The 12,359-nt window shown below is 42.7% G+C and carries 9 protein-coding genes; all 9 read right to left on the minus strand.

The annotated features are described in order from the left end of the window. Positions 1-8: 8 nt before the first annotated feature. Positions 9-1,094, minus strand: coding sequence for a TlpA family protein disulfide reductase (locus tag H8S64_RS17160; protein ID WP_186977665.1), 1,086 nt, complete (start codon positions 1,092-1,094; stop codon positions 9-11). Positions 1,095-1,184: 90 nt separating this feature from the next. Further along, positions 1,185-2,144, minus strand: coding sequence for a hypothetical protein (locus tag H8S64_RS17165; RefSeq protein ID WP_186977667.1), 960 nt, complete (start codon positions 2,142-2,144; stop codon positions 1,185-1,187). Between the two features lie 12 nt (positions 2,145-2,156). Next, the gene (locus tag H8S64_RS17170; protein ID WP_099290347.1) at positions 2,157-3,686 is read right to left on the minus strand and encodes a RagB/SusD family nutrient uptake outer membrane protein; all 1,530 of its coding nucleotides are present in this window, start codon (positions 3,684-3,686) and stop codon (positions 2,157-2,159) included. A 12-nt stretch (positions 3,687-3,698) separates the two neighbouring features. Then, positions 3,699-7,310 carry a SusC/RagA family TonB-linked outer membrane protein gene (locus H8S64_RS17175; protein WP_255469585.1) on the minus strand — a complete coding sequence of 1,204 codons (3,612 nt, stop codon included), beginning with the start codon at positions 7,308-7,310 and terminating at the stop codon, positions 3,699-3,701. A gap of 85 nt (positions 7,311-7,395) precedes the next feature. Beyond that, positions 7,396-8,568 carry a FecR family protein gene (locus H8S64_RS17180; RefSeq protein ID WP_186977669.1) on the minus strand — a complete coding sequence of 391 codons (1,173 nt, stop codon included), beginning with the start codon at positions 8,566-8,568 and terminating at the stop codon, positions 7,396-7,398. Between the two features lie 91 nt (positions 8,569-8,659). Next, complete coding sequence (locus tag H8S64_RS17185; protein ID WP_186977671.1) at positions 8,660-9,235, minus strand: RNA polymerase sigma factor; 576 nt, start codon at positions 9,233-9,235, stop codon at positions 8,660-8,662. A 92-nt stretch (positions 9,236-9,327) separates the two neighbouring features. Then, positions 9,328-10,419: a TlpA family protein disulfide reductase gene (locus tag H8S64_RS17190; RefSeq protein WP_186977673.1), complete on the minus strand. Its 1,092-nt coding sequence runs from the start codon at positions 10,417-10,419 to the stop codon at positions 9,328-9,330. 6 nt (positions 10,420-10,425) lie between these two features. Further along, on the minus strand, positions 10,426-11,514 hold the full coding sequence (locus H8S64_RS17195) for a TlpA disulfide reductase family protein (RefSeq protein ID WP_186977675.1): 1,089 nt from the start codon (positions 11,512-11,514) through the stop codon (positions 10,426-10,428). 28 nt (positions 11,515-11,542) lie between these two features. Further along, positions 11,543-12,358, minus strand: a complete 816-nt coding sequence (locus tag H8S64_RS17200) for a hypothetical protein (protein ID WP_186977677.1) — start codon at positions 12,356-12,358, stop codon at positions 11,543-11,545. Between the last annotated feature and the right edge of the window lies 1 nt (position 12,359).

The following is a 12,359-nucleotide window of genomic DNA, read 5'->3' on the forward strand; positions in this document are numbered from 1 at the left end:
TCGTACGCTTAAATTGAACTACCTAATAATTTATCCACAAATTCTTCGAAACCATTACCCGGACCGGGAACGTCGGTATCAATTATTTTCCCGTCTTTATCTATTATGATATACCGGGGAATACCGTGTATGTCATAATCGTCCTGAAAGGGTGTCGATTTCGGGAAGGCAATCAAATTCTTAACTCCTAACAATTTGTATCTTGGCAAAGAGTACTTCCAATGATTGAATTTGCCCTCCTCGTCAATGGATATCGTGATAAATTCCACGTCCGCACGGTCTTTATACTTCTCCGCAACTTTCATAAAATAAGGTAATTTACGGATACATCCTCCACACCAAGTCGCCCACACGTCGATTATCAATATTTTACCCCTGAAATCTTGAAGAGAGTGCTCTTGTCTTTTATAGTCTATTAAAGTAAAGAGAGGAGCATCCTTTCCCGAACTCAAACGTTCCTTCGCGGCATACAAATCCATCACTAACTGCCTTAATTCTCCCTCCGGCATATATAGCACGAATAGAGGGCGGGCTTTTTTCAATGCTTCCGTGTAGTTGAGAATAAAATCACTCCTAATCCCTGCAAAATAAGACAATATCAAATCGGAATTTCGGGATTCCAGTATTTGTTTGTATTTTTCGTACTCCAATTCATCCCGTTTATCGCCTAAAATCCGGGATGCCTCGTAACCGTCCGCCAAGGCTTTCACGTTGAAATAAGTATTTATGTTTCTTTCAAGATTGGGAAGTGCCAAAAACTCCCGCGAATCAAAACGTACGCCTTTCAATACTTTCCGTAACGCACTTTTATTCACACCAGCGTCCCGGTGTTGTCTATAATAATCGGCAACCAGATTTATTGCCTTCACTTGATTGGCAAGACGTGCCATTTCATCTTTCTTGTCACGGGCAAGAATCATTTTCTCCACAGCCGCTCTCTGCTTTAAAATCGATTCTACGGTGGCTCCCTCAAGACTGTAGGTGTTCCATTCTTTGATTACTTCATCTTGCAATGAAGTTCGGGATTGAGCATTCCCACTGCACGGGAAAATAAAAAAGAGTAGTCCCAGTAAATTTACATACCAATAATTCATACAATACATTTTTTAATCAATACTAGAGTGGGAACCGTCTAACAAGAGAAACGTTAGACAGTTCCATTATTTGAAATATTTTTTTGATAATTAATTCACAGCCGGAATTTTAGCTATCGCCTCCAAATCCAAATCGTATTTAGTCTTCATGTAATTAAGAACGTATTGACGCTTTTCCCACAACAAGGGATTATTTGCTTTCGGATGCTTTGCTTCCAGTTCTTCCGAAGTGTACCTCATACCCAAATGTATGTAAGCGAAAAAGTTCTTACTCGGGTTGGTGTTTCCAATACTCTTCAGCGCATCCATCCTCGTGTAAGTAACCGATAAACCCGGGAAACCGCGCTTCGCGTAATAATTGGGATTTCCCTCTGTTCCCGGATCGGATTCAACCTCTGTTCTATAGTCAATCCCTGCTTGAAATTCTTCCGGCATAATTATATTTCCCTTTTCATAGGCTTTCTCTAAAATTTTATACAAGATAACTCCTCTCCACTCCCAAAAATCTTCCGGGGTTTCCGGAGCTTCAAGTCTGCCATAGAGCATATCCGACATAGCATCCGATTCCCCATAGAACATACAAAGCGACCAATAATCCATCCCGTCAAAAATATTTTTCATGGGTGCTTTCAAATTGTAAGGTCCAAACACGAATGGAGCATGACAATCATAAACCATGTAATAATACATCGGAAACACCTTTTGAGTAATCGCCGGGTTCAGATAGGCAAAAACATGGTTTTTCATGAAACTAATCATGAACTCCGCTTGTTCATCACTCTTTAATCCCTCGCCAAAATAGGTCTGGCTTCCAATAGTTCCCGTCCATGTCCGATTCAAATCAGAGGCTTGGAAATCCTTGTAAATAATACACACGTTGAATTTCTCCTTGATAGCTACCACGTCATCATCCCATGAATTCGTGCCTTGAGGGAATTCAAACCGAACTAAATCTTCACCACTCGCGTCATCTGTCAATGTATCTTCATTATAGCAGGAAAAAAACAAGACGCAGCCTAATAAACTATATAAATAATATCTCCATTTCATAGCATATTCTCTTTAATTTCTTACTTCCGGTAACGGATTTTGTATCAACTTTCTGTTATCTTCCATCACATCCTGCGGGATAGGCCACGTGTAGAACGGGTCTTTTTCTTTCAACGTGTAACGCTTGATAACCTGTCCGTTACTCTTCCACTCGTGGGTGATGGACGGCATCCCGTAGCGACGCAGGTCAAACCAACGATGTCCCTCGAAACATAATTCCAACCGTCTTTCCAAACGGACACGTTCAATCAATGCATTTCCCGTTTCCGTCACCGAAACTGTGCCCGGCACAAAACGCTTCTCCAACAATGTTTCCAATGCTTGTTTAGCTGTTTTCTCATCCTTATCCAACGCAGCAGCCTCTGCCAAATTCAAATAGGCTTCCGCCAACCGAAACGCGTGAGCGAAGTTCGTGTTGCTAATAGGTTCATGGGCATAGTTCACCGCGAATTTCCCGTAAGGGGCGTATCCACCAAGATGCTGGTTATCTTTGGAATCAGTGTAAGGAGAACGCACGATATAATTCTCTTTCCGAAGGTCCCCGGCTTTGAAAGCGTCAAGCAACCCGGAAGAAGCATTAAAGAAATTAGTTTCTAAGTTTTGTCCCGGTTTATAAGGGTCGGGAAATATCATTTCCTGCTTCACTAAATTCACAAATTTATCTATCTTCCCGAACACCCAAATCACTTCCGAACAATCTTGCGAAATAAAATTATAATACGGTTGTGCCGTCGTTTTCTGGGGCAAAGAGTTGAGGTCTGTCAACATGAAATCCCAATCATCAATCACTTTCTGCGCGTAAATAGCCGCATTTTTCCAATCCTCCATGTACAGGTAAACTCTGGATTTCAATAATTGCACCATGGGTAAACTGGTTCTGTAATCTTTCCGGTATTGTTGTTCCTTGGGCAATTTCTCGTATGATTTCTCAGCTTCATTCAAATCCGCCAAAATCTGAGCGTACACTTCTTCAACCGTGTTTCGTGGAAGTTCTTTCGCTTCCAACGCACTGGTCACTTTCAAGGGTACCCCCAATGCTTTCTTGTCATAGTTATAGGGAGCTCCCCACATGTTTACCAACTGGAAATAATAGTAACCGCGCAAAGCGAAAGCCTGAGCTTTCACGATATTTTTTTCATCATCGGTTCCCGAAACTCCATCAATGTAATCCAACGCCGCATTCGCTCCCAAGATATAAGAATAGAACCAGTCCCAAGGGGATTGATACATCAAAGTACCTTCCTGTATAAAAATGTCCGGCTGCCACGCGTAAAGTTTCTCCAATAACAGAAAATCATCTCCCGTCATCACCATCGTGTTTATCGCACCTGCCGAATCCGAACACATGATATCATCGTCGAACATCAACAACAGATTCATGACCTCGTCCCCTCCTGCCGCTTGTATATAAGCATTCCCCAATAACATTTCATTCAAGGCAGCAGCTTCTCTCGGGATATATTCACTTTGCGATTTGGGTTCCAAGAAATCCGAACAAGCGGCTAATAAACCCGCGCATAATATTATCAATAACTTTTTCATCATCCTACATTTTTAAAATCCAATATTAATTCCCACGGAATAATTCTTCGGATGCACACTATCCCCCAATTCCGGGTCAAAACCGTTAAAGCGCTTGCTTGCTATAACAAATAAATTTGAAACCGTGGCGTTCAAGGAAAGCGTCTTCAACCCCATCCGTTTGCACCAATCTTCGCCAATCCGCCAAGACAATGACAATTGCCTGCAACGCAAGAATGAAGCATCCGCCACCAAAGCATCAGATTGTTCCCACACTCTCATCCATTGTTCCTCCGAACCATTCGGTAAAACAACATTACTACTCAGCGTCGTCACCAATCCGGGGATTTTCGTGTAGTTTTCATCTCCCGGTTTCTTCCAACGTTTGGTTAAATCCTTACTCAAATTCACATCCGAATCCGGGATTTTCGCTCCATTAGGTATATTGGCGTATGGAGAAGGCAAACGTTTTTTGCATCCTAACAACAGGGAGAAACCGGATGAAAGTGTCAACGTCTTCCAACGTAAACTGAAATTCAATCCCCCGGTGAAATTCGGTTCTTTCGTACCGGAATACACCAAGTAAGTAGTCGGGTCTACCCCGGAATTTCTTTCAGCTTCCGGCACATCAAGATAATTAAACAAGGGGCGACCATCCTCACTGCTTAACCCGGCAAAAGAATAAGACCAAAAACCTCCCACCGGATAACCTTTTTTCAAAATTTTCTCGCTATTACCGGCAAGTAACTCATCTCTTGTGGCTTCGTATTCTTCTTTTCCTGTTTTATTCCAGTTTTTTGAAGAGTTCAATGCGATACTTAAAGCCCAATCTTTAGTCCTTACCGGGGTAAAGCTAACCGTGAACTCAACTCCTTCGTTCGTTATTTTTCCCCCGTTCATTTTCATATCCGACATTCCGTATTCGGAAGGCAAATCTTGGGTGACAATAACGTTCGAATTTCTTCTATAATAATCAACCACAACATCAAATATATTAAGCAAGGTCATATCCACACCCCAATCCCAAGACTTTGTTTTTTCCCAAGAAAGATTCGGGTTCGGCAAACCGGAGATTTTAGAATAATGCTGGTTATAAACCGAAAGAATGCCATATTGTCTTAATGTCAAATCCGGTCCCAATTTAGTCATCGCATTTCCCTGTATTCCATAGGTGGCACGAACGTTAAAGTTGTTCAACCAATTCTTTATTCCCGCTAACCACGGCTCATCCATCACTCTCCAAGACAAACCGAAAGAATATGTCGGGTCAAACCGGTTATTCACGTCCTGCCCGAAACGATTGGACTCGTCATTTCGCATCGAGAAATTAAAGACGTAACGATTTTTCAACGAGTAAGCCACTGTCGCGAAGAAAGAAAGGTAATTATCCGTATTCTTGGTGCGCGTCCATCCTGTCCCGCTCCCGTAAATCTCATCCAATATTCCCCAACCGGAAACAGCATTACTCAAGGGACGCAATTCATCCGGCGGCGTGGGTTTTACCAGAGTTTCTCCCCGGTCGGGCATATATCCCCATACTTTATTAGCATTGTTGGTAACAGCAGAGGAACGAAGTTCCATTGCCAGCATGGCATTCAGACGATGGTCCTCGTTAAAGGATTTGGATATTAACACTTTGTTCTGGATATTATAAGCACGTTGCGTGGCATCCGTGGTAAACAACACACCCCCGAAAGGTAAAAGTGCCGCTTTAAATAATGAACTGTTCGGTTCCGCCGCTCCATAATCATACCCGCGATACCTCCAAGCCACACGGAACGTTCTCTCCGTGTTATAAGTTTCCCCGTTGGTGTTCGAGGCTGTATATCCCCCGGTAAATTCATAACTCAACCAATCCAGTATATTCCACCTGAAGTTAAGGGCGGCAGATACATGCAAATTTTTGTTGGTAGAGCCGCTATTATCCCGTTCATTGATAAAATTGTAACTCAAACTCTGTACACTTTTATTGTATAAATACGTTTTCCGTTTTTGATAATATACCGGATTTCCCTCTTCATCATAAGCCGGGATGGAACGACTCGTTGTCGTGGCATACGACATCGGATTCACTTCTTCGCCAAAAGCCTTTGTTGTACTGGAAGTTGCATTTAAGCTGGCATCCAAACGCACTTTCTCGTGTAAACGTATATTCACCGCTACCCGACCCGTCATTCTCTCGTTGGAGTTTCCGATTTCCTGTCCCAACGTGTTGTTATACCCTAAAGAAACATTGTAAGTTACCGCCTCAGTACCTCCTGCCAAACTCACGTTATGACTATGACTGACAGCCGAACGGGTTAACAAATCGAACCAATCCGTATTCACCGTTGACAAAAAAGTCTTTCTTTTCATGAATTCATCATAACTTAAATCGCCCGCCAAATACATTTTCATGGCTCCCTCGTAAGTATACGGCTGAGTTATCGGTTCTTCCATGTAATACACTCCGGCATTATACACGTCTTGCGAGAACTGCACCCGCTCCTTGGAGTTCATGTAATTGAACATCCCGTAATTAGGGCGGGTGTTAATAGTCATGTTGCCCGTGTAGTTCACGGTCAACCTGCCTGCTTTTCCCTTCTTCGTGGTAATCACGATTACCCCGTTAGAAGCCTTTGAACCGTAAACAGCCGTGGCTGAAGCATCTTTCAGCACGGTAATCGTTTCTATATCCATCGGGTTCAACCAAGAAATCTGACTGCCCACAATGTCTTTCAGGTCTTGAGTCATAACGTCCGCGGTTTCCAACTCCAGTGGGTCTTCCTGTACGATACCGTCTACCACCCATAACGGGGCTTGGTTTCCAAAAATAGTCGTTGTTCCCCTCAATTTGATTTTCGGGGTTGTTCCCACCCGGGAACTCGTGTTCATCACCACCATACCGGCGACCTGCCCCTGCAACATCTGGTCTATCGAGTTATACGCCGGCATCATGACATCAGCGGCTTTCACGCTCGTGTAGGAACCGACCATATCCCTGCGGTTGACAGTATTGTACCCCGTCGATACCACCACCTCATCCATAACATGGGAATCTTCTTCCAATACCACATTCAATGTTTCCTGTCCGTTCCACTTGACTTCTTTGGTCTTCAGCCCGATAAACGAGAACACGAAGACAAGGCTATCCTGTTTCGCGACACTTATAGCGTATTGTCCGTCCCCGTTCGTGGAAACACCCACGGTAGTACCCTTGATTAAAATAGTCACCCCGGGTAGAGGCGCACCGTCCTTATCCACGACCTTTCCTCGAACCGTAACCTTCTGTATTTCCCGTGTAGTAACCCCTTTTCGTTTTATCACCACTGTATTCTGTTGAATAATATATTCGAATCCCGTGTCTTTCAAACATATATCCAACGCCTCCCGCACCGTTTTGTTCTTGATTTCCACGCTAATCTTCCCTACCTTATCCAAGTCTGCCGTATTATATACAAAAACAAGCTTGGATTGTTTCTCGATAGCCCAAATCACATCCTTTACAGGTACATCTTTCATAGAAAGATTAATCAATGGTTCTTTTTCCCTGGTATCCGCTAAAATATTACCGGAAAGCAAAAGAAAAAGAGTCACCTGACAGAGAAAGAACAATTTTTTCATTTTTGTTCCCTCCCAATGAGTACATCTACATTTTTTTTTCATAATTTTGAATCAGATTTAATTACAATTATGCCTCCGCCAAGAGGCTGATTAATGAGCGAAGAATATGCGACTATTCTTCGCTATTTTATTTACTTACAATAATCTTCTTACCAACAATCTCGAAGTGAACAGTACCCGTACTTTGGAAAAGTTCCAACAAAGGTAATACTGTCGCATGCCTGTCGAAATTACACCCGAAAAGATAATCCTTCACGTCCTCATCCTTATAAACGACTTCCACATCATACCAACGGGAAATAAATCCCATAATCTCTTTCAATGGACGGTCCCTGAAACGTATCAGCCCGTCTTTCCACGCAATAGCATAGGATACATCTACTTCACTCACTTCTATTTGCCCGTTTTCCTTGTTAAACACAGCCTGTTCTCCGGGAGATAGTACACACACTCTCTCGTTCTTTTCCGATGAAATTTTCACACTCCCGTTTATTAACGTAGTTCGTACCTCTCCACTTTCATCATACCCGAATACATTGAATTCCGTTCCCAGAACAGTTACTTCCATCCCGGATACTTCAACAATAAAAGGAGAATTCTCGTTTCGCACTACATGAAAATATCCCTCTCCCTCCAACTTAACCACTCTCTTATCACCTACAAATTTTACCGGGAAACGTAACTTTGAATCCGCATTCAAATGCACAGCCGTACCGTCGCTCAGAGTCAACACGTACTCCCCGCCGCGAGGCACCGTTAAAGTATTATATATTGCCACTTGAACACCGGAAGTATCATTTGATTCATACACGATACTTTCCCCGTTCAAATCTATTAACGTACCGTCCTTCTCTTTAAAAGTATCCACTTGCCTAGCATGTAACAAAACCGACGAACCGTCAGCCATTTGAAGAATAGCCTTACGTACCCCGGGCAATATCTCTTGCGCTACACTCGTGGGAACTGTGGATTGTTCCTCATGCATAAAAAAATACATCGTTAATGCCAGAACGGGAAGTATAAATATACCGGCGTATTTCAACAAGCACATCCGCAACACCCGTTTACGTTCCTGTTGCTTCTTACCCAAGAGAGAAAACCAACCTTGATTTATATCAACAGCTTTTAATTCCTGACGCTTCAACCTGACAAACTCCTCTTCCGTAACCGAACGAAACCAAGCGCCATTCTTTTCGGACAATTTCACCCATTCCATTAAACGTTCCCGTTCGGAATCCGTCAAATCATTCACGAGGTATTTACTTACCAATTCGGCAATATCAAAATATTTATCATCCATATTCAAACCTATCTTCTGTATTCATTTTATCCTAGAACACAAAAAATAAATTTTATGGAGTGTCAGTATGCTTTGATTTAATATTTATTAACTACTCGAAAAATAAATACACAAATACAGATAATAAATAATAACACTCTCTTAAACTGATTTTCAACTTTTTATAAGCCTCTTTTTTATAAGCATGCACCGTCCCTTCTGTCAGATTCATTTTCTCGGCAATCTCAGCATTCTTCAATCCGTCCAACGAATAATTAATCACGGCACGCATCTGGTTTGGCAAACTATCAATCGCCTTATTAAAAATACGATGAGCCTCCTCTTCCATCAAGTAATCATGAAAGTCTTGTTCGGTATCTTTAATCAATTCGTCGGAAACCTGCAATCGCAAATTTCTATCCCGCAAATGATTCAAACAAGCATGGCGAACCACGACATAAAGGAAAGACTTTATCCTCCGGTAATCATCAAAATCAGCCCGTTTATTCCAGTACTTCAAAAAAGACTCCTGTACAATATCGGCAGCTTCATCCTTATCTCCTAAATAATGGGTAGCGAACAAACATAACGAGGGATAAAACTCTTCGAATAAACTCCGAAAAGCCTTCTCATCCCCTTGTTGCAAGCGTAGTAACAACATATTAATATCTACCTGTTTTCTTTCCATATTTGCATTCGCACCAACGTGTGAAAACAAAAATATAAAAAAAGGAACTGTTTAACAAATCAGTTCCTTCCTTTTTGCAAAAAAATGATAAATCACTCCCTATTCATCCCCTCCAGTTCCATGGAGAAAAAGAACGGGAAATATTCGTGATTCGCCCCGACATGCCATGCATTCACAATTTTTCCACTTTTATCAATCAGGATATACCGGGGAATACCCGTGATACAATAATCCCCCGTGAAATTATCCTTTTCTTTATTAATAATCAGATGCGGCATAATCCCGGAATACTTTTTCTCTCGCAGAAAGTTCTTCCAACGGGCTTTTGCTTCCACCCCGTCGTCGGAAATAGTCAGAAATATAATATCATCCCGATTCTTATATTGCTTTTTGAGTTCTATAAACGCGGGCAATCCTGCCACGCATCCCCCGCACCAAGTCGCCCAGACATCAATAAATACAGCTTTTCCCTTGAAATCCGAAAGTTTTATCATTTTCCCGTTCTCGTCTTCCATTTCGAAATCCGGAGCCATAGCCCCCACGCGCACGGGATAATACCTCTCCTTCAATTCCAACGCTGTCTGACGGGTTGATTCGGTCTTGGAACAAATTTCTATATCCTCCATCAGACCTTTCACCTCATCCGTGTAGCCGTGCCGCTTCAACTCGGAAACCAAAACGGACAACACGTAAGGATTGCGCACCTCTTCACTCTTGATATTATACAAAACATAAGTAGCACGTGCCAGTTCAGACAATTCCGGCATAAAAACACGGAAATACCCGTTCAACAAATTGGTTCTCTCCACGTCTGTCAACACCTCCAATACCGGAGAATCCAAATCCAGCCCTTTCACTCGTTCCGCAACTTCATTTTGTAATGCCTTATCTTTCATCTCAACAGCTTGCGCACCCAGACTCCACAATATCCCGTTATAACAAAGCAACTCCGCCTTCTGCTTGGCATCCTTGCCGGAAAGAGAATCCATAGCCTGCCGAGCCTCCCTTTCCGCGTCATTCACCTTCCGGACAAGTTCATCTTTACCCAATCCACCGGGGATACGATTATAAACGGCGTGTATCTTTTCAAACAAAACGTCGTCCTTCGATTTCTGTTGTTGGGCATAACTGCCAAAAGCACCACACAAGATGATACAAACCAGTAAAATATTTCTTGTCTTCATAACCTACTATTTTTGCAACAATTCGACAATCTTCTCCCGTAAACTATTCCGACGGATATTCTTTGCCACGATATTCCCGTCTTTATCCAACAACACGATAAAAGGAATGGCCTGTATCCCGAACAATTTCCGTATCTCCGACTTCGACCACCCGTTGTCATCCCTCACGCTAATCCACGGTATCCGCTCTTCTTCACAAGCTTTTTTCCATTTCTCCACGGAATCATCCAAAGAAATACTCATGATACGCACCCCTTGGTCTTTAAATTCAGCGTACTGCTCCCGCAGGTTTTTCATCTCCTGCCGACACGGTCCGCACCAAGATGCCCAAAAATCCAATATCAGAATATTCCCTTTCTGGGAATCCAAAGATACCTTATTCCCAGACTCATCCGTTGCCGTGAAGTTAGGACAAGGAACCCCCAAAGCCGAAACCGCCAATTCATCCGTGTGTTTCTTCAACAAACGCCCGTAATAGGACGATTTATTCCTTTCCGAAAGCAAGTCGTACAACGCCTTCCCCTTCTCATGGCTCTCCCCTTTTACATTATCCGCAATATAAGCGGAAAACATATTGTCCGGGTATTTCTTGACAAACTCTTTCGTCAAACGATATTGAATTTCTTCCGCTTTCAACGCTTCCGTCATCTTCTCGTCCGCCAACTTTTGTTCCCCCGCGTCCAAAGCCTCCTTGTACTCGCTTATCAGTGCGTTTCTCACGGTATAGAATTGTTCTTGAGCAATCTTATCGTATTCCTCGTTCAAGTCATTGGCAGGAGAGCCTTTCACGCTACGATTCCCCAACTTTGAATAATCGCCTGTCACCTCCATATTCTTTCCATCCATGAAAAAATAGAACTGCCTACGATTCACCTTCAATATATACGACCCCGGTTCGTCCAACTCACCCTTGATTTCAAACTTCCCGCCGTCAATCTCTGCCGTATACAGAATCTTTGCACTATCCCCGGGGGCTATCAAAAAAGCCTTCCCGTATTTCATCCCGTCCAGATCACCTTTCAGGGTAAAAGCGTAACGTGATGATCGTGTACATCCTACACAACAAACCACTAAAAAAGCAATGAAGTATCTCATATCTTGTTCATTTAATATATCCTCGTAATCATTCCTCTCCCAGTTCCAACATCATCTTCTTCCCCTCAAAATTATCTCTTGACATTCCTATCAAATCCCAGAGTCCGGTACGCCCGTTTTTCTCGATGGCATGCTCCATAACTTCAAACATCTTCGAACATTGCTCAAAATTACATTCTTCCAATATATAATTCAATATATTCCCCAAAACGACACCGTCCAACATCAGGTCAAGTTGCAAAGCCCCCTCCTTATCCTCGTTCGCATATGCGATAACAAATTGTTCAAAAGCACGAATCATACTATCAACCTTTTTCTCCCGCCAATTCTGCCACATCTCTATCAATCGGCGACGGGTTTCCGGCACCGGGATTTTCGACCCTTTCAAAGCTGCCAGCAACGAGGAACAATCCACGGTCGGCATTCCCTTGGCGTCCCCTTCTTGAAAAAAGGTCTGAAAAAATGTCGTCTTACACACGTCATTAATCTTCTTCACGACCTCTTCCACCTGATTCGCTGCCAGAGGAATATCTTTCCAATGTTCAATAATACCCGTGAAAGACTTCGCATTCAAACTATTTATATCCTCTATAAAATAATGCAAGTTTTCCCCCGAATAACGTTCATTCAACGGGAGCACCATCAGATAACGGTCGACAGCATCATTCAACTCGTCTGTCCGCCCGTCAGCCTTCAAGGCATCAATATACCCCTTTAAAAACTTCGGGTCCTGATTTCCTTTCGCGTATTCACTCTTTTGTTGTTCCGTCACCTTACCTTGGGCATTTACCCGTTGCCCGGTTGCCAGCATACACAAAAGCACGCACCAAACAGTTATTTTCATA

Source organism: Butyricimonas hominis, from assembly GCF_014287455.1.
GTDB classification, from domain to species: Bacteria; Bacteroidota; Bacteroidia; order Bacteroidales; family Marinifilaceae; genus Butyricimonas; species Butyricimonas muris.